Source organism: Shinella sp. WSD5-1 (assembly GCF_963942435.1).
In the GTDB taxonomy this organism is placed as follows: Bacteria; Pseudomonadota; Alphaproteobacteria; order Rhizobiales; family Rhizobiaceae; genus Shinella; species Shinella yambaruensis.
In genome coordinates this window covers 162,865-185,558 of record NZ_OZ012600.1, presented here as the reverse complement: position 1 = coordinate 185,558, position 22,694 = coordinate 162,865, and the positions used below count along the sequence as shown (strand labels likewise).

Here is a 22,694-nt window from a genome sequence, read left to right as displayed (position 1 = left end):
GCAGCCGCGCTATTCGCTGTGGCTGACACCCCAGAAGCGGGCAAAGCCCTGCCAGGTGCGGTAGCCCTTGACCCTGGGGCCGGAGACGCCGACATCGAGGCCGTTGGCCAGCATCACCAGCGGCACCTGGTCAAGGAAGCGGGCATGCAGGTCGTCGAAGATCGCCTGCCGCTTGGCCGGGTCGGCCTCCTGCAGCGCGGCATTCACCCGTTCGCCGACCGCCGGATCGTCCCACACGGCATTGGCATTCTTCGCCTTCGAGCCGACGACGGTCTGGAAGGCGAGCGCCGGGTCGCTGCGGTTGGAATAGTTGAAGGCCATGATCTGGTATTTGCCGCTGTTGAAGCGGTCGAGCTGGCTTGCCCATTCGAGCACCTCGATCTCGGCATTGATGCCGGCCGCCTGCAGCATGGCCTGGGCGATGACGGCCGTGTCGTAGTTGATCGCCGAGCGCCGGTTGGTGAGGATGTTGATCGTCTCGCCCTTGTATCCCGCCTCTTGCAGGAGGGCGGGCACCGCGGAGGGATCATGGGTGTAGCCCTTGTCCTGCGCCGCCGTGTGGTAGCGCGAGGCGGAGGCGACGAGCGAATTGTTCGGCACGCCGAGGCCGTAGGTCACGGACTCCACGATCTGCGGCGTATCGAGGGCCGCGACGACGGCCCGGCGCATCGCGACGTTCGACATCAGCGGGTCGGTGGTCTGGAACAGCATGGTGACGAGGCCGCCATGCGGCGCGGCGACGACGGTGAAGTCCTTGTCGTCCATCAGCTTCGCGGCCTCGCTCGGCGGCAGGTAGGGCAAGACGTCCAGCGCGCCGCTGCGCAGGCCCGCGACGGCCGTCGCCGTATCGGGCACCACGACATATTTCACCTCGTCGACCAGCACCTCCTTGCGCCCGCCGTAGCCGTCCGGCTTGTCGCCGGTGATCGCGTAGTCGGCGAACTTCGTCAGCACAAGCCCCTCGCTGCGCTTCCATGTGCCGAAGACGAAGGGACCGGTGGCGATCGGCGCCTTCCAGGTCCCGTCCGGATTGAAGGAATCACGATGGACGATGGCCGTCGAGCCGCATTGCGCCTGCGCCATGTATTTCAGCAGCATGGCATCGGGCCGGTCGAGGGTGATGACGACCGTCTTCGCATCGGGCGCCGTGATGCTCTCCACCTTCGCGTCGCGGCTGCCGTCGAAGAAGGCCTTGCAGCTGTATTCCGGGTCGCGCAGCAGCTTTTCGAGGCTCCACCGCACGTCGTCGGCCGTCATCGTCGCGCCGTTGTGGAATTTGACGCCCTCGCGCAGCGAGAACGTATAGGTCCTGCCGTCCTCCGACACGGTCCAGCCGCTCGCCAGCATGGGGCGGATCTCGCCGTCCTCGCCGGCCGCAACCAGCCCCTCCACCACGTTGAGCAGGACGGAATCGGTGCCCGCATCGCGGTTTATGCCCGGCTGCGAGCTGCGGATGTCGGCCGTGATCTGCACCGTCAGGGTGTTGGCGGCGGCAAGGCCGGGCACGGCGAAGGAGGCCGAGGAAAGGAAGGCGCAGAGGAGGGACCGTGAGAGTGACATAAGTTCGCCCTTGTGTTTTATGATATTGCAAAAAACATTTCATATGGGAAAATCATAGTCAAGCGTGTTTCTGTGTGTATTATGAAAACATATCATCCCGACCCGCCGCAAGCAGCGCGACCGTCCGTCCGCCGCCGTTGCGCCCGGCGTTTCCCGCAACCGAAAAGGAGAGAGCATGCCGACACATCCGAGCCACAAGAGCGCCGTCTGGCTGTCGGGCCCGAACATTGCGGCCGGCGAGATGGCCGCCGCCATCGGCTATACGTCGGCGGTCCTCGACATCGAGCATGGCAGCTTCGACCTGGAGGCGCTCGACCGGTTCATCCCGGTGCTCAAGGGGCTGGGCCTGGAGGTCCTGGCCAAGGTCCTCGGCCCGGAGCGGGGGCCTATCCAGCAGGCGCTGGATTTTGGGGCCGACGCGGTCGTCATCCCGCATATCGTCGATGCCCGGCATGCCGCGGAAACCTGCCGCTTCGCCAAGTTTCCCCCGCGCGGCGACCGCAGTTTCGCGGGCGGGCGCACCGTGGCCTATGGCAGCCCCGACGACCAATGGTTTCCCGACCAGGACATCCGCACGCGATGCTATCCGATGATCGAGCATGCGGGCGCACTTCGCGACATCGCCGCGATCCTTGCCCTCGACACCGTCGACGGGGTCTTCGTCGGCCCGAGCGACCTGTCGCTCAGGCGCGGCCGGGCCTCCTACAAGCGCAGCGAGGCCGATTTCGACGACCTGCGGACCATCGCGGCGGCCGCCCGGCGGGCCGGCAAGCACTGGCTGCTGCCGGCCTGGAGCGACGCGGAGAAACGCTTCGCCCTGGAAAACGGCGCGCACACGCTTGCCCTGACGATGGAACACGGCGCGCTGATGCTGGGATTGAAGAGCGCCTGGCTTGCGACGGCCGCGCTGGCCGGCCGGCAGGAGGGCGCCGCGGACCACGCGTAGCCGCGACATCCGCCCCGTCCCAAAGCCGTAGAAATCGCCCGTCGTCGCGTATATCGAAGGAAGACGAATTCCTGAGATGGACGGGCAATGAACCTGCGCTTCGTCGAGACATTTGTGTGGGTCGCCCGGCTCGGAAGCTTCCGCGCCGCGGCCGACCGGCTGAACGCCACCCAGGCCGCGGTCTCCAACCGCATCGCCAGCCTGGAGGCGGAGATGGGCTGCGAGCTCTTCGAGCGGGTGCCGGGCGGCGTCCGGCTGTCGGCCGTCGGCCAGCGCGCCATGCAGCCCGCCGAGGAGCTGCTGAAGGCGGCCACCAGCTTCAAGATGGCGGTCGGCAGCCCGCAGCACCTGCGCGCCACCGTGTCGATCGGCACCATCGATTCCATCGTGCATGCCTGGCTGCCGAATTTCATCGAGCGGGTGAAGGAACGCTTTCCCGCGCTCGGCCTCGACCTCAACGTGGACACGTCGCTGGCGATCGGCCGCGACATCAGCGACAGGCGGCTCGATCTCGCGCTGCTGATGGGGCCGGTTCTCACCCCCGGCCTCAAGAACATCGACCTCGGCACGATGGAATGCGCCTGGGTCGCCACCCCCGCCTTCCGGCTCGGCGGCCGGGAGCTGCGCCTGCAGGACCTGTCCGCCTATCCCGTGCTCACCTTCTCGCGCAACAGCGTGCCGCATATCTGGCTGCTGCGGCAGTTCGAGGAGCTGGGCGTCCAGCCGCCGGTCATTTCCAATTCCAACTCGCTTTCCGCCATGCTGCGGCTCGCCCGGGACGGCATCGGCATCGCGCTGCTGCCGGTGCCCATGGTGGCGCCGATGATCGCCGACGGCACGCTGGAGGCGCTCGCGATCACACCGCGCTTCCCGGCCCTGAAGTTGCACGCCGTCTATGCCGACGATCCGGAAAACCTAATCCCGTCAATCCTTTCGGTGATCGCCCGGGAGGCCTCGCTCGACACGACGGGCATCACCGCCTAACGTTTTCGCCACAAGTTTTTTCTATCGGGAACGACAATTCTTTATCGTTTGTCATTCCCGTCGCAAGGCCCGACGATGCCTCCACTGAGACTTGGAGGACTTCGATGAAGATCAGTGTTGTGCAAATGAATTCCGGTTCCGACAAAGCCAAGAACCTCGACGACGCCGAGCGCATGGTGCGCGACGTGGTGGCCGGGGAGAAGCCGGACCTCGTCGTGCTGCCGGAATATTTCGCCTTTCTCGGCGAGGGACGCGACGCCGTGCACGGCAGCGGCGAAAGCTTCCCGGACGGCAGCACCTACCAGCGCTTCGCCGCGCTTGCCAAGGAACTCGGCGTGACGCTGCATTGCGGCTCGATGGTCGAGAAGGCCGGCAACAACCACTACAACGCCTCGGTCGTCTTCGGCCCGGAAGGCAAGGAAATCGCGAAATACCGCAAGATCCACCTCTTCGACGTGGACACGCCCGGCGGCGTCTCCTACCGCGAATCCGACACGATCGGCCGCGGCGAGGACGTGGTGACCTACAAGGTCGGCGACACGACCGTCGGCTGCGCCATCTGCTACGACATCCGCTTCCCCGAACTCTTCCGGGCCCTGCGCGACAAGGGCGCCGACGTCATCGTGCTTCCCGCCGCCTTCACGCTGATGACCGGCAAGGACCATTGGGAAGTGCTCGCCCGGGCCCGCGCCATCGAGACGCAGACCTATTTCGTCGCCGTCGGCCAGGCCGGCGCCCATGCGGACGGCAAGAAATGGTGCTGGGGCCATTCCATGGTCATCGACCCCTGGGGTCACATGGTCGCGCAGTGCTCGGACGGCGTCGGCGCCGCCACGGCCAGGATCGACCTCAGCCGCATCGGCGCCGTGCGCCGCGACGTGCCGGTCGCCCAACACCACGTCCTCTAGGACATCCCGGCCCTTTTGGCCGGAAAATCTATCTCTTTGTTTTGCGCAGTTCCAGACGCAGAAGTGTTACCGCATTTTTGCCGGAACTGCCTTATGGAGCAATTCCTGTCATGTTCGTCGTCAATCCCATGCCGCAGCAGATCGCCCCGGCCCTCATCAAGAAGATGGAACAGGTCGAGACCGCCACGGTCGGCCATTTCCTGCATTCCGGCTTCATGAGCCGCGAGCTTCGCGCCGTGCTGCCCGAAAAGCGCATCGCCGGCACCGCGGTCACCGTGCGCCTGCCCCATGCCGACTCGACCATCCTGCACTATCTGACCAAGCTGGTGCGGCCGGGCGACTTCATCGTCGTCGACCGCTGCGGCGACGACAAGCATGCCTGCTGGGGCGGCGTCGTGACCCATTCGATGAAGCTCGGCGGCATCGTCGGCGCGGTCATCGACGGTCCGGCCACGGACTTTTCCGAGATCCGTCGCGTCGACCTGCCGATGTGGTGCCGCGGCCCCTCGCCGATCACCACGAAGATCCTCGGCCTCGAAGGGGCGATCAACGTGCCCGTCTCGGTGGGCGGCCAGACGGTGAACCCGGGCGACGCCATCATCGCCGACGAGAGCGGCGTCCTGGTGCTCGACCCTTCCAAGGCCGAATGGGCCGCGGACAAGGCGCTCGGCATGCAGGAAAGCGAGCTCGTGCTGCTCGAGCGGCTGCGCAACGGCGAGAAGCTGCCCGACATTTCCGGCGCCACGAAAATCGTGGAAGCCTCGGCCGCCTGAAGCGGCTCAATACGATAAAGCAAACGGGAACAATCGGTTCAAGAGCGGAGGAAAACTCATGACCGCAATGAAGAACGCAACCCGCGCCGGCCTTGCCGCGCTTGCAATGGCCCTCGCCACATCCGTGGCGATGGCCGATACGGTGGTGCTGACCGCCTATTCCGGCATCTTCCAGGAAAACTACGTGAAGGCCGTCGTCGAGCCCTTCATGAAGGCCAATCCCGACATCACCGTGGAATTCTACGGCATGCCGAACTCCGCCCAGATGCTGGGCACGCTGCGCGCCCAGGCAAGCGCGCCACAGATCGACATCGCCATCATGGACGTCTCGGTCGCCAAGGCCGCGACCGACGAGGGCATCTTCGCGCCGATGGACGAGACGGTGACGAAGCATCTCGCCGACCTCTATCCCCAGGCGCGCTACGAGGGCGTCAACGCCGCCGGCGTCACCTTCGACAACCTCGTCCTGCTCTACAACACCGACAAGGTGCAGCAGGCGCCGACCTCCTGGAACGCGCTGTGGGACGCGCAATATGCCAAGCAGGTCTCCATTCCCGCCGTGCCGGACATCCAGGGCACGACGCTGACCATCATCACCGACAAGATGGCCGGCGGCACGAACTATATCGAGAGCGTCGAGGCCGGCCTCAAGCGGCTGGAGGAACTTGCGCCCCTCGTCCAGACCTGGGAGCCGCGGCCCGACGTCTACCAGCCGATCTCCAGCGGCACGGCGGCGATCGGCATCGGCTGGAACGCCCGCGCGCAGGTCTATGCCGATCTTTCCGACGGCAAGCTCGGCGTGGTGCTGCCGCAGGAAGGCAGCGGCTTCCAGATCAACGTGATCGGCCTCGTCAAGGGCGGGCCGGCCAGCGAAAGTGCGAAGAAATTCATCGACTATGCGCTGAGCCCGGAGGCGCAGGCCGCCTTCACCGAGCAGATGTTCTACGCGCCCACCAACGCCAAGGCCGCGGCGCTCATCTCGGAAAAGGCGCTGCAGCGCACCGCCGCCGGCGCCATGGACAGGATGATCGACATCAACTGGCTCGAGGTCGCCAAGGTCCGCGACGCCATCACCGAGCAGTGGCGCCGCCGCGTCATTCCGCTCAGCCGCTGATGCCAGCCGGAAGCGTTTCCGTTTTCTCCGATCACGGAAACGCTTTATCTGTCTGTCTTTCCGCAGTTCCGCCCTTGGACAGGCCGCGTTCCGTGCCGGAATTGCCCCAGGAGTTCTCCATGCCCACGACTTCCGCTCCCGACGAGCATCTCAGACTGGAAGGAATCGGCGTCAGCTTCGGCGCCGTCAACGTGATCCCCTCGCTCGATCTTTCCGTCCGCAAGGGCGAGATGGTGGCCTTCCTCGGCCCCTCGGGATGCGGAAAGACCACGACGCTGCGGATCATCGCCGGCCTCAACAAACCCTCCCGGGGCAGCATCATGGTGGGAGGGCGCGACATCACGCACCTTCCCATCCATGATCGCGACATGGGCATGGTCTTCCAGAGCTACGCCCTCTTCCCGCACATGGACGTTTCGCACAACGTCCAGTTCGGGCTGCAGATGCGCAACGTCCCTGCCCGCGAGGCGGAGAAACGGGCGGCCCAGGCGCTGGAGATGGTCCAGCTCGGCCACCTCGCCCATCGCAAGCCGAAGGAACTGTCGGGCGGCCAGCAGCAGCGCGTGGCGCTCGCCCGCGCCCTCGTCATCGAACCGTCGATCCTTTTGCTCGACGAACCGCTGTCCAATCTCGATGCCAAGCTGCGCGACGAGATGCGCGTGCAGATCCGCGCCCTCCAGCAAGAGAGCGGCATCACCGCCGTCTTCGTCACCCACGACCAGGTCGAGGCGCTGTCGATGTGCGACCGCGTCGTCGTCATGCGCGGCGGCCATGTCGAGCAGTTCGGCACGCCGACCGAGGTCTACGAGCGCCCGGCGACGGCCTTCGTCGCCAATTTCGTCGGCCGCACGAACCGCCTCAAGGGCGTGGTAACCGCGGAAGGCACCCTCACGGGGGCCGGCCAGCAGCTCCGCTCCGCCACGCGCCTGCCCGCCGGCGCCGTCGACATCCTCGTGCGCCCGCACCGCATCCGCCTCCAGGAGACGGGCGAGGCCGACAACAAGGTCGAGGGCACCGTATCGACCATCACCTTCATCGGCGACCTCGTGCAATATGGCGTCAGCGTCGGCGGCGAGGAGATCGTCGTCGAGGAGGCGACGCGCCGGGGCCGCAGTCCGCTTTCCGCCGGCGACAGCGTCACGCTCGGCTGGTCGGCCGAGGACACGCTCATCTATCCGGCGGGCGAGAAATGAGCGCCGCCCCCGCCCTTCCGCGCGCCTGGCGCGACGGCCAGCTCGCCGTCCTCCTCCTGCTCCCCATCGCGCTCATCAACGCGATCGGCTTCATCCTGCCGGTGCTCAACCTCGCCCGCTATTCCTTCAACCGGTCGCGCATCGGCGGCGGCATCGAGCAGGTCTTCACCTGGGAGAACTGGGCGGGCCTGCTCAGCGATCCCTTCTATCTGGAGCTGGTGCTCAATTCCGTCTGGATCAGCCTTGCCATCACGCTGACGACGCTCGTCGTCTCCTACCCGATCGCGCTCTACCTGCACCGCGCCTCCGGCTCCTGGCGGACCTTCCTCACCGTCCTCGTCATCTCGCCGCTGCTCACCTCCGCCGTGGTGCGCACCTATGGCTGGATCGCGATCCTGACCGACGACGGCCCGGTGGTCAGCGCCATCAAGGCGCTCGGCCTGCCGGCGCCGAGCCTGATGTTCAACATCAAGGGCGTCTTCATCGGCCTCACCGAGATCCTGATGCCCTACATGATCCTGGCGCTGATGGCCGGTTTCGGCCGGCTCGATCCGCGGGTGGAGGAGGCCGCGCGCACGCTCGGCGCGACGCCGGCCCGCACCTTCCGCAAGGTCATCCTGCCGCTGACGCTGCCCGGCATCGCGCTCGGCTGCCTGCTGTGCTTCGTTCTGGCCGTCTCGTCCTTCATCACGCCCAAGCTGATGGGCGGCGGGCGGGTCTTCCTGCTGGCGACCGAGATCTACGACCAGGCGATCGTCACGCTCAACTGGCCGCTCGCCTCCACCCTCTCGATCCTCGTGCTCATCGTGTTCGGCGCGGCGCTCTGGGCCTATTCCGCCGTGCTGCGGCGTCTCGACTAGGAGGTATACACCCATGGAAATCCACAAGACCTCCTGGCCGATGCGCATCCTCGTCTTCGTGCTGTTCGTCTATCTGCTGGCGCCGGTCATCCTGGTCTTCCCGCTGTCGTTTTCCGGCGACCAGGTGCTGCGCTTCCCGCCCTCCTTCTGGTCGACGCGGTGGTATTCGGCGCTCTTCGCCAACAGCCAGATGCTGAAGGCCTTCTGGACCAGCCTGTCGCTGGCGGCGATCGTCACGGCGCTCTCGATCGTCATCGCCGTGCCGGCCGCCTGGGTGATGACCCGGCTGAAATTCACCGGACGGGACCTCCTGTTCAACCTCTTCACCGCGCCGCTGCTTTTGCCCACCATCGTGCTCGGCCTTGCCATCCTCATCGTCTTCGCCTCCTTCGGGCTGCTGGCGACGATGCACGGCCTCGTCTTCGCCCATCTGGTGGTGACACTGCCCTATGCGCTGCGCGTGCTCGCCGTCTCGCTCAGCACGCAGGACCGCGCCTGCGAGGAGGCCGCGCGCACGCTCGGCGCAAAACCGCTGACCGTGTTCTTCCGCGTCACCGTGCCGATGCTGACGCCCGGCATCGTCGCGGCCGCCGCGCTCTGCTTCCTCGTCTCCTTCGACGAGGTGGTCATCACGCTCTTCCTCACCGGCCCGCGCATCAGCACGCTTCCGGTCGAGCTCTACAACTATGTCTACAACCAGGCCGACCCGCTCGTCGCCGCCGCCTCGGCGCTCCTCATCCTGCTGACGCTCGCCGTGATCATGATCTTCGAGCGCGCGATGGGCCTCGGCAAGGCCTTCGTCAAGTAGGCGGCCGCACGGGCCGGCAGGACGGTCCTCATCGCAGGAGGAAGGCCCCGGCTCCTCCCGCGATGACGTGCTTCGCGCCGGGGGCCGGCGCCCGCACCCCCGGAAATCCGCCGCTCCGGAGGCGTCGCCGGCCGGGCCGGGCATGCCGGCGACATTCCCGGCCGCACCGCCGCGATGCGGGGCATGGCTGCAACGCCGTCGAGAATTCTTTCTGTTTTCCGTCTCCCTTTCTGGATTGTAGGGGACCGGAACTCTACGTTCCGCTCCAACGTCGTCGGCTGTGATCCGGAGCAACAATGTTCGCAAGCAACAAGGCATGGTCAAACGCGGCCGGGGCCGCATGGGTTTTGATCGCCATCGCCGTGGGGGGCCTGCAGGCCGCGTGGGCGCAAACGCCCGCCGCGTCGACCGCGCCGCTGGAGCTCGCCGCGGTCGACGTCACGCGCGTCGAGCCGCGCGACATCGCCAGCGACGTGCGGATCTCCGGATCGTTGGCGCCGATCCGCCGGTCGACGCATGCCGCACGCGTCGCCTCGACGATCGTCGAGCTGCCCGTCAAGGTCGGCGACGTCGTCAGGAAGGGGGACCTTCTCGTGCGCTTCGACACGCGGGCGCTCGAATCCACGCTGACCGTGCGCCGGGCTTCGGCGGAGGCCCTGACCGCGCAGCTGCAGCTTGCCGAATCCGTCCTGCGCCGCACCACCAGCCTCGGTCAGAGCGGCGCGTCCACGGAGGCGGCGACCCTGGAGGCCGAGGCCAATGTCGCCAATCTCGCCGCCCAGCTTCGCTCGAAGCAGGCCGAGATCGCGGATGCCGAGCGCGACCTCGCCGATGCGGAGGTCCGCGCCGTGTTCGACGGCGTCGTCGCCTCGCGGCCCGTCGAGCAGGACCAGACGGTGGCGCTCAACACCGAGCTCCTCACCATCGTCGATCTCTCCAGGATGGAGGTGGACGCGGGCGTGCCGACCAGCCGCATTCCCATGGTGCGGGTCGGCCAGCCGGTCGAGCTCACGGTCGAGGGTTTTGCGGACAGGACCTTCTCCGGCGCGGTCACGCGCATTTCGCCCACCGCCGTCGCCGGCTCGCGGGCCGTGCGGGTCTTCCTGGCGATCGACAACAACGACCGCACGCTGAAGGGCGGCATGTTCACGACGGGCATCCTCAAGGTCGACGAGCGGAAGGGCGTCATCGCCCTGCCGAACGCGGCGATCCGCCAGGACCAGACGGGCAGCTTCGTGCTCAAGGTGACGGAGGGCGTGCTGCGCCGCCAGCCGGTCGTGCTCGGCACCGCATGGACGGACCGGGGCCTCGTCGCGGTCTCGGGGCTCGAAGCCGGCGACGTCGTCGTGTCCGCGCCGCTGCCGGCGCTGGAAGCGGGCATGCCGGTCGTCGTCGAGGGGCTGTAAGCGATGTTCCTCACGCGCATCAGCGTCCGCCATCCCGTCTTCGCCACCATGATGATGGTGACGATCCTGGTCATCGGGCTGTTCTCCTATTTCCGCCTCGGCGTCGACCAGTTCCCCGAGACCGATCTTCCCATCGTCGTCGTCACCGCGAGCTATACGGGCGCCTCGCCCTCGACCGTGGAAAGCGAGGTGTCGCGCCCGATCGAGACGGCGCTGAACACGATCGGCGGCATCGACACGATCATCTCCGAATCCTACGAGGGCCGCTCCGTCGTCGTCGTGCAGTTCGAGCTCGACGTGGATTCGCAGGTGGCCGCCCAGGAGGTGCGCGACCGCGTCGCGCGGCTGGAGGCGAGCTTCCCCGACGCGGTGGACACGCCGCAGGTCACCCGCTTCAATCCGGACGACGCGCCCATCCTCTCCATCGCCGCCTCGTCCTCGAAGCGCACGCTTTCGGAGATCACCACGCTCGCCAACCGCGTGATCACCAACCGGCTCAGCGTCATCGCCGGCGTCGGCCAGATCTCGCTGGTCGGCGGCAGCGAGCGCCAGGTGCTCGTGATGGTCGATCCCGACCGCCTCGAAGCCTATGGCATCGCGGTCACCTCCGTCATGGACGCCATCCGCAAGGAGAACCAGGACCGCGCCGCCGGCACGCTGATCTCCGGCATCAACCAGAGGATCGTCACCGTCGAGGGCCGCGTGCCGGATGTGGCGGGCTTCAACGGCATCATCGTCGCGCAGAGCGGCGGCTATCCGGTCTATCTGTCCGACGTCGCGACGATCCTCGACATCGGCGCCGAGGTGACGAGCCGCGCCACCTACCAGGGCATGCCCTCGCTGGGGCTGGACGTCGTCAAGGTGCAGGGCGCCAACACCGTGCAAGTGGCGGCGGAACTGCGCAAGGAAATCGCGGCGCTGAATGTCGAGCTTGCCCCGGAAGGGATCGAGCTGAAGGTGACGCGCGACAATTCCCGGCCCATCGCCGCCCAGGTGCAGGAGGTCCAGCGCACCCTGATCGAGGGCGGCGTGCTCACCGTGGTGATCGTCTTCCTGTTCCTCAATTCCTGGCGCTCGACCGTCATCACCGGGCTGACCCTGCCGATCTCGGTGATCGGCACCTTCGCGCTCATCCATGCGCTCGGCTTCACGCTCAACACCATGACGCTCATGGCGCTGTCGCTGTCGATCGGCATCCTGATCGACGATGCGATCGTCGTGCGCGAGAACATCACGCGTCATCTGCACATGGGCAAGAGCCATGTGGACGCCGCCCTCGACGGCACGAACGAGATCGGCCTTGCCGTTCTCGCCACCACGCTGTGCATCGTCGCGGTCTTCCTGCCCGTCGCCTTCATGGGCGGCCTCATCGGCCGGTTCTTCCTGCAGTTCGGCGTGACCGTCGCCGTCGCAGTGCTCATCTCGCTCTTCGTGTCCTTCACGCTCGACCCGATGCTGTCGAGCGTCTGGTACGATCCGCAGTCCGAGGTGAACGCGAAGCGAGGCCCGCTCGGGCGGCTGATCGCGCGGTTCGACCGCTGGTTCGAGCGCCTCGCCGACCGGTATCGCCGGCTCATCCGCTGGACCTTCCGCTATCGCAAGACGACGGTCTTCGTGGTCATCGCGCTGTTCTTCGCAAGCCTGATGCTCGTGCCGCGCATCGGCGCGGAATTCCTGCCGCCGGCCGACCAGGGCGAGGTCTCCATCGCGCTGAAGGCCACCGAGGGCGCGTCGCTGGACTACATGGCGGCGAAGGTCGGCCAGGTCGAGCGGGCGCTGCGCGAGTTCGACTATGTCGACACCATCTATTCCACCATCAATGCCGGCGGCGCGCGCGGCTTCAACGAGGCGACGGTGGCCGTCCAGCTCAAGCCGAGCACCGAGCGCTCGGTGACGACGGCGGCCAGCATGGAGCCGTTCCGCAAGCGCCTCGCCTCCATTGCCGGCCTCGAGGTCTCCATCGGCCAGAACACGGGCATGGGCTCGTCGCAAAAGCCGCTCCAGCTTTCCGTGCTCGGCGACGGCGAGGCGGAGCTGCGCCGCATCTCCAACGAGATCACCACCGCCCTTGCCGCCATTCCCGGCGCGACGGAGGTCGAATCGTCGATCGAGAACAAGCGCCCGACGCTCGCCGTGCGGATCCGCCACGAGGCGGCGAGCGACCTCGACGTCTCGATCGCGGCCATCGGCGACACCCTGCGCCCGCTGGTGGCGGGCGATGCCATATCCGTCTGGAACGCGCCGGACGGGGAGACCTACGATGTCGTGGTGCGCCTGCCGGCGACGGGCCGGCGCGATGCCGCGCAGCTTCGCGACCTCACCATCGCCACCGGCCGGACGGACGAGAACGGCAAGCCGATCACCGTTCTGCTCGACCAGGTGGCCGACGTCATCGAAAGCACCGCGCCGGACGCCATCACGCGCAAGGACCTCTCCCGCGAGATCCGGATCGAGAGCAATATCGAGGGGCGCGCGCTCGGCGACGTGACGGCGGACCTCAACGCCGCCATCGCGAAGATGCAGATTCCGGCGGGCTACCGCATCAGCTTCGGCGGCGATGCGGAAAACCTCCAGGAGAGCATGGGCTATGCGCTCCAGTCGCTCGCCCTTGCCGTCATCTTCATCTACATCATCCTCGCCTCGCAGTTCGGGTCCTTCCTCCAGCCCGTCGCCATCATGATGACGCTGCCGCTGTCGCTGATCGGCGTCCTGATCGGCCTTCTCGTCACCGGCTCGACGCTCAACATGTTCTCGATCATCGGCTTCATCATGCTGATGGGCCTCGTCACCAAGAACGCGATCCTGCTCGTCGACTATTCCAACCAGGGCCGGCGGGAAGGCAAGAGCCTGCAGGACAGCCTGGCGGATGCCGGCGCGGTGCGCCTGCGGCCGATCATCATGACGACGCTGGCGATGATCTTCGGCATGCTGCCGATGGCCATCGGCCTCGGCGAGGGCGGCGAGCAGCGCGCCCCGATGGCCCACGCCGTCATCGGCGGCCTCATCTCCTCCACGCTCCTGACCCTCGTCTTCGTGCCCGTGGTGCTGACGCTGCTCGACCCGGTCGGCGCGCGCGTCGCCGGATGGTTCCCCAAGGGACCGCGCCACCGGGAGCGGCAGGCCGGAGAGGACACCTCCCTCCAGCGCCCCTGAAGCGTCTCGTCCCCGGGCGAGCCGAGCCGCAAAACGGCCCCGCCGGGCGGCAAAATCGCCGGTTTTAGGGAACCTTCCCGGCCCCCGGCCGTTTACGGTGCATTGCGAAAAAGTCTGCCAGCGCTGTCCGCTGGCGCAAAATTCCTCTTTTTCGGGTTCAACGCGCCCTCGCAAAGCCCTCATGCAATGAGGGGCGCGGCCCACAAGGTAGTACCGAATTCATGGCTCGTCTCGTCGTCGTTTCCAACCGCGTTCCCATTCCCGACAAGAGCGGGACTGCTCCTGCCGGCGGCCTCGCCGTCGCCCTTCAGACAGCGCTGGAGGCACGCGGCGGGCTCTGGCTCGGCTGGTCCGGCCGGTCCTGCACGGACGATGCGGTCGGGCCGCTGCAGAGGCTGAAGGAGGGCAATATCGAATATGCGCTCACCGACCTCACCGAGCGCGACGTCGAGGAATACTACCAGGGCTTTGCCAACCGGGTGCTCTGGCCGATCTGCCACTACCGGCTGGACCTTGCCGAATACGGCCGGCGCGAAATGGCCGGCTATTTCCGCGTGAACCGCTTCTTCGCAAGCCGCCTCCTGCCGCTCATCGAGCCGGACGACCTGATCTGGATCCACGACTACCATCTCATCCCGCTGGCCGCCGAGCTGCGCCGGCAGGGCGTGACCAACCGGATCGGCTTCTTCCTGCACATCCCCTGGCCGGCGCCCGACGTCTTCCACGCCATGCCGGTGCACGAGGCGCTGCTGACGAGCATGACCGCCTATGACGTGCTCGGCTTCCAGACCGAGCATGACCGCGAGAACTTCGCCGACTGCCTGTCGCGGCACGGCCTCGGCGACCGGCTGGACGCGTTTCGCTTCAACGCCGGCGAGCGGACCTTCACCGCCCGGTCCTATCCGATCGGCATCGAGACGGACGATTTCGCCGCGCTGGCGAAACGGGCGGCCGAGACCGCGCTGCACAAGCGCATGCTGCAGAGCCTCGACGGCAAGCAGCTCATCATCGGCGTCGACCGGCTCGACTATTCCAAGGGCATCACCCAGCGCATCGATGCCTTCGAATCCTTCCTCACCCGCCATGCCGACAGCCAGCGCAAGGTGACGCTGCTGCAGATCACGCCGAAATCACGCTCCGAAGTGCCGGAATACGAGGCGATGCAGCGGGCCGTCGCCGAACAGGCCGGCCGCGTGAACGGCGCGCTCGGCACGGTCGACTGGGTGCCGATCCGCTACATCAACCGCTCGCTGCGCCGCCCGGCGCTGGCCGGGCTCTACCGCATGGCCAAGCTCGCCCTGGTCACGCCGCTGCGCGACGGCATGAACCTCGTCGCCAAGGAGTTCGTCGCCGCGCAGAACGGGGAGGATCCGGGCGTCCTGCTGCTCTCCCGCTTCGCCGGGGCCGCGCAGGAACTGAAGGAGGCCGTGCTCGTCAATCCCTACGACGTCGAGGGCACCGCGGACGCCATCGCCCGCAGCCTCGCCATGCCCGTCGAGGAGCGCCGGGAGCGCTGGACGGCCATGATGAAGACGCTGCGCACCAACGACGTGTTCGCCTGGTGCGACGGGTTCCTCGACGATCTCGCCGCCGGCCCCGCGCCGCAGCAGGCGCGCCCCGCCGCCGCGTCGGCATCCGCCAGAGCGGCGGAGACGCGCGCGCAGACCTTGCGGAAATCCTCCCCGGCACCCCTCGCACGCTGGTCGTAGCCGATCCTCGACGCATGCGGGCGATGCCGCGTCATTCCGTGAATACGAGCCCGTCGGACAGTTTGCGCGCCGTGCGCAGGAGGATTTCCATGTTGCCGGTCGGATGCTCGACGGCAGCGGCCCTCGACGCGACCGTGGGGTGACCCGTGTCCCGGACGAAGCCTGTCCGCGCGGGACGGCTTCAGGCGGCGAAGCGCTCCATGACGAAAGCGGGGTGCGCGCCATGGCGGTCGGCAAGGGCGGCAAGCTCGGGCCCGGTGCTTTCGGCAAGGATGCCCGTCCTGACGAGGCAGGAGGCGAGCCCCGCGCCGGCGGCGCCGGCGATGTCGTGCTCCAGGCTGTCGCCGACGCAGACGATCCGGTCGGCCGCAAGACCCCCGAGCAGCGCCTGCGCCTGCCGGTAGATCGCCGGATGGGGCTTGCCGAACCAGCGCACCGGCCCGCCGAGATCCTGGTAGGCCAGCGCGATGCTGCCGGCGCCCGGCGCCGTGGCGCCGCCGCTTGCGAGCTTGTGCCGGTCGGGATTGGTGCAGTAGCAGGGCACGCCGCGCCGTGCGGCGGGGGCGAGGCGGCGGCGGTAGTCCGCCATCGGGACGCGATCGGCCTCGCTGCCGGAGATGATCACGATATCGGCCAGGGCCGCGTCCTCGACGCTCTCGAAGCCGAGGCGGTCGGCAAGGTTGCGGTCGCCGCCGCTGGAGATCGTCAGGCAGCGTGTCCCGGCCGCGGAACCGGCCGTCTCCCCGGCAAGGATGTCGTAGGCGACGTCGCCGGAGGTGAGGAAGCGGTCGAAGCCCGCCCGGTCGAAACCGAGCTTGACGAGCCGTTCGGCATTGTAGTCTCCGCTGCGGCCGGAATTGGACAGCACGATGACGGTCCTGCCCAGCGCCTTGAGGCGCAGCAGCGCCTCGTTCGCCCCGGGATAGGCGCCGTCCTCGTCCCGCAGCACGCCGAACTGGTCGACGAGAAAGGCATCGTAGCGGGCCGCCAGCGCCGCAAGGTCGGTCTTCGGGGCAATGCTCATGGCCAGCGATCCTTTCCGGCAAGGACGAGGGCCGCCGTGCCGACGGCCGCTTCCGCCGAATTCGACGGCAGGAAGGGAACGCCGAGCGCCGCCTCCCGCATGCGGGTCCAGGCCGGATTGGCCGCGCCGCCGCCGACCGTGCGCACCGAGCACAGGGGCGGGCCGCCGAGCGCCGCCAGCCGCGCATAGCCCGACGCCTCGATCGCCGCGATGCCTTCGAGGATCGCCTGGAAGAAGACGACGTCATCGGCCGGGCGCGGCGCCAGCCGCGGCGCATGGGCGGGATCGTTGACGGGGAACCGTTCGCCCGGCCGCAGCAGCGGATAATAGGCAAGGCCGGTCGGCCGGTCCGGCCGCAGCAGCGGCGTCATCGCCTGCACCTGCGCGTCGTCGAAAAGGCTGCGGATGACCGCGCCCCCGGAATTCGAGGCCCCGCCGGCGAGCCAGAAATCGAGGATGCGGTGGGAATAGATGCCGTAGTCCGCCGCATCGACCGGTTCCGCCGAGGCGAGCTTGACGACCAGCGTCGAGCCGAGCGCGGTCACGCCGTCGCCGATGGACGCGGCGCCCGTCGCGAGGAACGAGGCGCAGCCGTCCGTCGTGCCGGCGTGGTAGCGGCAGCCGTCCGGCAGGCCGAGGGCCCGGCCCGCCGCGCCGACGGTCGCCAGCGGCGCGCCGGCGCGTTTCACCTCCGGCAGGAGGCCGGCATCCATGCCGCAGGCTTCGATCCAGTCCGGCCAGCGCTCCGCGGCGAGATCGTAGCCCGTCTTCAGGGCGTTGTTCTCGTCGCTCGCCGGCGCGGCGAGCCCGAGCTGCAGGAGGATCCAGTCCGCCTGGTGCACGATGGCGTGAACGCCGGCCCGGCGCGAAAGATGGACGGCCTTGGCGAGCGGCGAGGTCGCGCCCCGCGCCGGGCTGTCCGCCGGCGCCGACGCCGCGATCCGGTCGAGGACGGCCCGGTCGGGACAGGGATCGTTGTACATCAGCGCATCGCCGATCGGCGCGCCGCCGGCATCGATGGCGAGCACCGTGCCGGAGGTCCCGTCGACCGCGACGCCCGTTATGGCGGCAAGCGCCCCGCGCGCGGCAAGTTCGCCGAGGCACGCGCCGACGCCGGCCCGCCACGCGGCGGGCGAGCGGCCGGCCGCGGCATCCCGGAACGGCGAGGACGCCATGTCGACGAGCGTGCCGTCGGCGGCAAGGGCGGCGGCGCGCACGCCGGACGTGCCGAGATCGATGCCGAGCGCGACGGCGGGTCCGGACGCCGCGCTCATGCCCGCTGGCTCGCCTTGCGGTCCAGCGCCTGGCGGTATTGCTCGGCCTCCCAATGGGTGAGCTCGTATTCCTGGTCGCTGCCGAGATGGACGATGGCGGCCCCTTCCGGCACGCGCGACACGACCTCCGCCAGGCAGCGCGCCATGACGCGGCCGCCAGCGGTGAGCGCGTCGGCGAGCAGCACGCCCCGGTCGGGCACGAGCAGCATCTTCGGCATGTCGAGCCCCCGCGCGCCGCGCGCCTGCGCATAGGCCGCCACGGTCTCGCCCGCGCCGAGCACGCCGATCTCCGTGCCGAGGAAGATGACATGGTCGGGATAGAGCGAACCGCCCGTGGCGACGGCGAGGTTGGCGGGATGGAGCGCGGTCTTGTGGCTGCCGGCATCCTCGGCGGCATGGAAGGGGGCGCCTTCGGCGAGGGCCTGGAGATGCGCCGCGTCCCCCGGCGCCGTCGCCCGCTCGTCCACCGAAAGGGCGGCGGTCACGCGGGCGATGCGCGCGCGCACCTCCTCCACCGTCTCGCCGGTGACGACGATGCCGTGGTTGAAGAGGATCAGCACGTCCGGCCGGCGCGCGGCGACGCGATCGATCTCGTGGGCGAGCGGCGTGCCGGGGCGGCGGTAGGGAATCATCGCCCAGGTCAGATCGGGCAGCGCGGCCATGCGCTCGGCGAGGATGCGCTCCCGCCCGGCCAGCACGGAAAGGGCGATGGCATTGACGCAGTGATAATGCGCGACGACGGCCTGCGGCAGCACCGCGTGGAAGCTGGTCTCGATCGACGGGCGCAGGCCGGAGGCGTTGAGCGCCGCGACGACGAAATCCGTCGCCTTTTCGGCGCTCGGGTCGCGCGCCCTGAGCGCCGCCACCAGCGGCGCGACCTCCACCGGCACCATGATGTCGCGCTCGCCGGCATGGGCAAGCCAGGTGCCGGAGGCCTTCACCCACATCACGCCGTCCCGCTTGAACGAGGTGTTGCCGCCGGCACCCTGCGTTTTCAGGATGTCGCTGCCGATCTCCCTCGAGAGCGCGAGAAATGCATCGAAGGCCGCCCTGTCCTCCGCCCGAATGCCCGAAGCCATGCGGCCCCTCCTCTAGACAGTCCGCCACCCGCTTTCCGGCTCGCCGGAAACTGAGTGAACTTTTTTGTGAATGGTATTTGCATGATCGCATATCGTCAACAGTGAAGAATTTTCGTCATCGTTCTTGATCGTTCCGCGTTAGTGTGATTATCTTCATTCATCGGCGAGGGAGACGCCGGGAGGATCATCCGTGAACGACACCGAGCGCCACAAGGCCATCATCGATCTTCTGCGCGAGACGCCCTTCGCTTCGGTGCGCGATCTCCAGGAGCATCTCGGCGTGTCGCCCGCAACGATCCGCCGCGACATCGACAAGCTGCACGACCTCGGCCGGGCCCGGAAGGTCTATGGCGGCATCTCCGCCAGCGAGGCGGCCGACAGCGGGCGCCTTTCGGCAAAACCCTATGACGAAAACCGCGACATCGCCGTGGAGGCGAAGCGGGCCATCGCCGCAACGGCGGCCGGCCTGGTGCGCGACGGGGATTCCATCATCGTGCATGCGGGCTCCACCTGCTATCAGCTCGGCATATTGCTGGCGCAGCGCAACCTGCGCATCTGGACCAATTCCATGCCGCTGGCCGCCCATCTCGGCGAGCACGGCACCTGCCAGCTCTCGCTTGCCGGCGGCGAGCTCTATCGCGAGCCGGGCATCATCCATGACAGCGCCGCCGGCTCGCCCGCCTTCTTCGCCTCGCGCTTCTTCCTCGGCACGCAGGGCATCAGCAGCAAGGGGCTGCTGGAATCCCATCCGCTGCTGGTCAAGGTGATCGGCGAGCTTTCGGCCTGCGCCGACGAGATCGTGCTGCTTGCCGACAGCCGCAAGTTCTCCATCCAGCCGCGCAACGTCGCCCTGCCGCTGTCGCGCATCGGCACGATCATCACCGATGACGGCCTGACGGACGCCGCCGCCCGGATGCTGGAGGATGCCGGCGTCACCATCCTGATCGCACGGACGGGAGGGACCAGTTGAGCACCGCCCCCATCGCCGTCTTCGATCTCGGCAAGACGAATTCCAAGCTCTTCGTCGTTTCTTCCGGCGGAAAGGTCGTCGACGAGGCGCGCACCCGCCCGGTCTGGCGGGAGGAGAAGGACCTGCGGGTGCTGGACGACGCGGCCCTCCTTGCCTGGATGAAGGACGAGCTTGCCCGCGTCGCCGCCGCCCATGGCGTCGACAGCGTCACCTTTTCCGGCCACGGCTGCACCTTCGCGCTCGCCGCCGGCGATGCGCTCGTTCACCCGATCCTCGACTACGAGCAGGAGCCGCCCGCCGAAATCGCCGCGCGCATCGACGCCATGGCGCCGGATTTCCGCGAGACCTTCTCGCCGCCGCTGCCGCTCGGCTTCAACTATGGCCGCCACCTCCTCTGGCTCGACGCGCGCGAACCGGACCTCCTCGAAAAGGCCGACGCGATCCTTGCCTATCCGCAGTTCTGGAGCTGGAGGTTCTCCGGCCGGAAGGTCTCCGAAGTCTCCTATCTCGGCTGCCATTCCAACCTCTGGGCGCCGCTGAAGGACGATTTCAGCAGCCTCGTCGACAGGATGGGCTGGCGCGGCAAGATGCCGGAGTTCTCCCGCGCCGGCGCCGTGATCGGCACGCACGCCGTCACGCTCGGCGACGGCCGCACGGTGGAGGTCGCGGTGCACAACGGCGTGCACGACAGCAATGCCGCGCTCTATTTCTACCGCTCGCTCGGCTTTGCCGATTTCACGCTGGTCTCGACCGGCACCTGGGTGATCGTCTTCAATCCGGCAAGCCCGCTCGAACGGCTCGACCAGACGCGCGACATGCTGGCGAATGTCACGGTCGACCGCCAGCCGGTCGCGACCATCCGCTTCATGGGCGGGCGGGAATACGACGTGGCGAGCGGCGGCTGGACGCGGCCGGTCCGCGAGGAGGCGCTGGCATCCGTCATCGCAAAACGCGCCTTCGCCCTGCCCTCCTTTGCCGCCGGCGGCCCGGTGCCGGGCCATGCCGGGCGCTTTTCCGGCCCGGCCGTCGAGGGCGAGGAACGCGCCGCCGCCGCCCTCCTCTATGTCGCGCTGATGACCGATCTTTCGCTCGATCTCATCGGCTCCGACAATACGATCGTCATCGATGGCGGGCTGGTCAGGACGGGGCTCTATGCCGCCGTGCTCGCGGCCCTGCGCCCCGGGCAGACCGTGCACACCAGCGCCAACCCGGAAGGCAGCGCCTTCGGCGCGGCGGCCCTCGTCTTCGAGGACCGCGGCCAGAACCCCTTCGTCAACGATTGCGCGGTCGCCGCGCCGGCCGCCCTTGCCGGCCTCGACGCCTACAGGCGCGAATGGCGCCGGCAGGTCGAGGCGATGCAGGCCGGGACCCGAAAGGAGAAGCGCGCATGACGGAACGGACGGACGCCCCTGCCCTTCTGGAGATGCGCGACATCAGCAAGACGTTCGGCGCGTCGAAGGCGCTGTCGCATGTGAACCTGACCGTGCATGCCGGCGAGGTGCATGCCCTGATGGGCGAGAACGGCGCGGGCAAGTCGACGCTGATGAAGATCCTGTCGGGCGCCTATACGGCCGATCCCGGCGGCACGGTGCTGATCGACGGGGAGCCGGTAACGCTCGGCGATCCGCTGAAGGCCAAGGCCCATGGCATCGCCGTCATCTACCAGGAGCTTTCGCTCGCCCCCAACCTTTCGGTGGCGCAGAACATGTTCCTCGGCAACGAGCCCGCGCGCTTCGGCCTTGCCGACCGCGCCGAGATGCGCCGGCGGGCCGAGCCGATCCTGAAACAGCTCGGCATCGGCTTTTCCGCCGCACGCCGCGTCGCCGAGCTCTCGCTCGGCGAGCGGCAGATGGTGGAGATCGCGCGGGCGCTGACGACAAAGGCGCGCATCATCGTCATGGACGAGCCGACGACCTCGCTGACCACGCGCGAGACCGACCGGCTGTTCGACGTCATCGCCCGGCTCAAGGCCGATGGCATCGCCATCATCTATATCAGCCACCGCATGGAGGAGATCTACCAGCTCTCCGACCGCGTCAGCGTGCTGCGCGACGGCGCCTATGTCGGCACGCTGGAACGCGCCGGCCTTTCCGCGGGCACGCTCGTCTCCATGATGGTCGGCCGCGACCTCTCGTCTTTCTACAAGAAGGAACACCGGCAGGCCGAGGGCACGCGCCCCGCCGTGCTGTCGGTGGACACCATCGGCGACGGCGTGCGCGTGCACGACTGCTCCTTCGAGGTGCGGGCGGGCGAGGTGCTCGGCATTGCCGGCCTCGTCGGCTCGGGCCGCACGGAGCTTGCCCGCCTCGTCTACGGCGCCGACCGCCGGACGACGGGCACGGTGACGCTGAACGGCACGGCGCTCGCCATCGCCACGCCGCGCGACGCGCTCGATGCCGGCATCGCCTATCTCACCGAGGACCGCAAGGCGCTGGGCCTCTTCCTCGACATGTCGATCAGCGACAACATCAACATCGGCGTCATCGCCGGGGATGCGAAGGCCGGCGGCGTCCTGAACTTCGCAAAGGCGCGGGACCGGGCGCTCGCGGCCATCAAGACCCTGTCGATCCGCACCGCCGGCACGCAGATCAATGTCGGCGCCCTGTCGGGCGGCAACCAGCAGAAGGCGCTTCTGGCGCGCCTCCTGGAGACGAAGCCGCGGGCGGTCATCCTCGACGAGCCGACGCGGGGCGTCGATGTCGGCGCCAAGTCGGAGATCTACCGCATCATCGACGCGCTCGCCGAGAACGGCATCGCCGTGGTCGTCATCTCCAGCGACCTGCCGGAGATCCTCGGCATCGCCGACCGCGTCCTGGTGATGCGCGAGGGGCGCATCGCCGGCGAGGTGACGCAGCCGATCGAACAGGAAGCGATCATGGCGCTGGCGACCGGCACGGCCGGCCAGGCCGCCTGACGGACAACAAGGGAACGGG

General features: G+C 68.2%; 18 protein-coding genes. 14 read left to right on the top strand and 4 right to left on the bottom strand.

Annotation, left to right across the window (positions count from 1 at the left end; translation table 11 throughout):
* Window positions 1–9 precede the first annotated feature (9 nt).
* Complete coding sequence (locus tag AABQ55_RS31265; RefSeq protein WP_272808806.1) at window positions 10–1,560, bottom strand: ABC transporter substrate-binding protein; 1,551 nt, start codon at window positions 1,558–1,560, stop codon at window positions 10–12.
* Between the two features lie 175 nt (window positions 1,561–1,735).
* On the opposite strand from AABQ55_RS31265, the gene AABQ55_RS31260 reads away from it, so the two are divergent.
* The 11 genes from AABQ55_RS31260 to otsA all read left to right on the top strand — a co-directional run bounded on the left by AABQ55_RS31260 (window position 1,736) and on the right by otsA (window position 15,414).
* Window positions 1,736–2,506 (top strand): aldolase/citrate lyase family protein, encoded by a 771-nt coding sequence (locus AABQ55_RS31260; RefSeq protein WP_272808805.1) that lies wholly within the window; start codon window positions 1,736–1,738, stop codon window positions 2,504–2,506.
* An 87-nt stretch (window positions 2,507–2,593) separates the two neighbouring features.
* On the top strand, window positions 2,594–3,490 hold the full coding sequence (locus AABQ55_RS31255; protein WP_272808804.1) for a LysR family transcriptional regulator: 897 nt from the start codon (window positions 2,594–2,596) through the stop codon (window positions 3,488–3,490).
* A gap of 104 nt (window positions 3,491–3,594) precedes the next feature.
* The gene (locus AABQ55_RS31250; RefSeq protein WP_272808803.1) at window positions 3,595–4,398 is read left to right on the top strand and encodes a carbon-nitrogen hydrolase family protein; all 804 of its coding nucleotides are present in this window, start codon (window positions 3,595–3,597) and stop codon (window positions 4,396–4,398) included.
* Window positions 4,399–4,508: 110 nt separating this feature from the next.
* On the top strand, window positions 4,509–5,171 hold the full coding sequence (locus AABQ55_RS31245) for an RraA family protein (protein WP_272808802.1): 663 nt from the start codon (window positions 4,509–4,511) through the stop codon (window positions 5,169–5,171).
* Window positions 5,172–5,238: 67 nt separating this feature from the next.
* Window positions 5,239–6,285 carry an ABC transporter substrate-binding protein gene (locus AABQ55_RS31240; RefSeq protein WP_338341946.1) on the top strand — a complete coding sequence of 349 codons (1,047 nt, stop codon included), beginning with the start codon at window positions 5,239–5,241 and terminating at the stop codon, window positions 6,283–6,285.
* Window positions 6,286–6,404: 119 nt separating this feature from the next.
* The gene (locus AABQ55_RS31235; RefSeq protein ID WP_272808800.1) at window positions 6,405–7,478 is read left to right on the top strand and encodes an ABC transporter ATP-binding protein; all 1,074 of its coding nucleotides are present in this window, start codon (window positions 6,405–6,407) and stop codon (window positions 7,476–7,478) included.
* On the top strand, window positions 7,475–8,338 hold the full coding sequence (locus AABQ55_RS31230) for an ABC transporter permease (protein WP_064332940.1): 864 nt from the start codon (window positions 7,475–7,477) through the stop codon (window positions 8,336–8,338). Before AABQ55_RS31235 ends, AABQ55_RS31230 begins: the two co-directional genes overlap by 4 nt.
* A gap of 13 nt (window positions 8,339–8,351) precedes the next feature.
* Window positions 8,352–9,146 carry an ABC transporter permease gene (locus tag AABQ55_RS31225; RefSeq protein ID WP_272808799.1) on the top strand — a complete coding sequence of 265 codons (795 nt, stop codon included), beginning with the start codon at window positions 8,352–8,354 and terminating at the stop codon, window positions 9,144–9,146.
* A gap of 296 nt (window positions 9,147–9,442) precedes the next feature.
* On the top strand, window positions 9,443–10,552 hold the full coding sequence (locus AABQ55_RS31220; RefSeq protein ID WP_272808798.1) for an efflux RND transporter periplasmic adaptor subunit: 1,110 nt from the start codon (window positions 9,443–9,445) through the stop codon (window positions 10,550–10,552).
* A gap of 3 nt (window positions 10,553–10,555) precedes the next feature.
* Window positions 10,556–13,705, top strand: coding sequence for an efflux RND transporter permease subunit (locus tag AABQ55_RS31215; RefSeq protein ID WP_272808797.1), 3,150 nt, complete (start codon window positions 10,556–10,558; stop codon window positions 13,703–13,705).
* 221 nt (window positions 13,706–13,926) lie between these two features.
* The gene (gene otsA, locus AABQ55_RS31210) at window positions 13,927–15,414 is read left to right on the top strand and encodes an alpha,alpha-trehalose-phosphate synthase (UDP-forming) (protein ID WP_272808796.1); all 1,488 of its coding nucleotides are present in this window, start codon (window positions 13,927–13,929) and stop codon (window positions 15,412–15,414) included.
* 181 nt (window positions 15,415–15,595) lie between these two features.
* On the opposite strand, the gene AABQ55_RS31205 is transcribed toward otsA, so the two are convergent.
* From AABQ55_RS31205 to AABQ55_RS31195, 3 genes are read right to left on the bottom strand one after another with little or no spacing between them, the layout of a single operon-like run.
* A complete protein-coding gene (locus tag AABQ55_RS31205) occupies window positions 15,596–16,438 on the bottom strand; it encodes a TIGR01459 family HAD-type hydrolase (RefSeq protein WP_272808795.1) in 843 nt (280 codons plus the stop codon).
* Window positions 16,435–17,712: an FGGY-family carbohydrate kinase gene (locus tag AABQ55_RS31200; RefSeq protein WP_272808794.1), complete on the bottom strand. Its 1,278-nt coding sequence runs from the start codon at window positions 17,710–17,712 to the stop codon at window positions 16,435–16,437. The genes AABQ55_RS31205 and AABQ55_RS31200 overlap by 4 nt, the downstream gene beginning before the upstream one ends.
* The gene (locus tag AABQ55_RS31195; protein WP_272808793.1) at window positions 17,709–18,791 is read right to left on the bottom strand and encodes a class II aldolase/adducin family protein; all 1,083 of its coding nucleotides are present in this window, start codon (window positions 18,789–18,791) and stop codon (window positions 17,709–17,711) included. The genes AABQ55_RS31200 and AABQ55_RS31195 overlap by 4 nt, the downstream gene beginning before the upstream one ends.
* Before the next feature lie 190 nt (window positions 18,792–18,981).
* Here AABQ55_RS31195 and AABQ55_RS31190 point away from each other — a divergent pair, with 190 nt between their 5' ends.
* The 3 genes from AABQ55_RS31190 to AABQ55_RS31180 are packed head-to-tail and all read left to right on the top strand — an operon-like array spanning window position 18,982 to window position 22,675.
* Window positions 18,982–19,761 carry a DeoR/GlpR family DNA-binding transcription regulator gene (locus AABQ55_RS31190; RefSeq protein ID WP_244769012.1) on the top strand — a complete coding sequence of 260 codons (780 nt, stop codon included), beginning with the start codon at window positions 18,982–18,984 and terminating at the stop codon, window positions 19,759–19,761.
* Window positions 19,758–21,152 carry an FGGY-family carbohydrate kinase gene (locus AABQ55_RS31185; RefSeq protein ID WP_272808792.1) on the top strand — a complete coding sequence of 465 codons (1,395 nt, stop codon included), beginning with the start codon at window positions 19,758–19,760 and terminating at the stop codon, window positions 21,150–21,152. Before AABQ55_RS31190 ends, AABQ55_RS31185 begins: the two co-directional genes overlap by 4 nt.
* A complete protein-coding gene (locus AABQ55_RS31180) occupies window positions 21,149–22,675 on the top strand; it encodes a sugar ABC transporter ATP-binding protein (RefSeq protein WP_272808791.1) in 1,527 nt (508 codons plus the stop codon). The genes AABQ55_RS31185 and AABQ55_RS31180 overlap by 4 nt, the downstream gene beginning before the upstream one ends.
* Window positions 22,676–22,694: the final 19 nt, after the last annotated feature.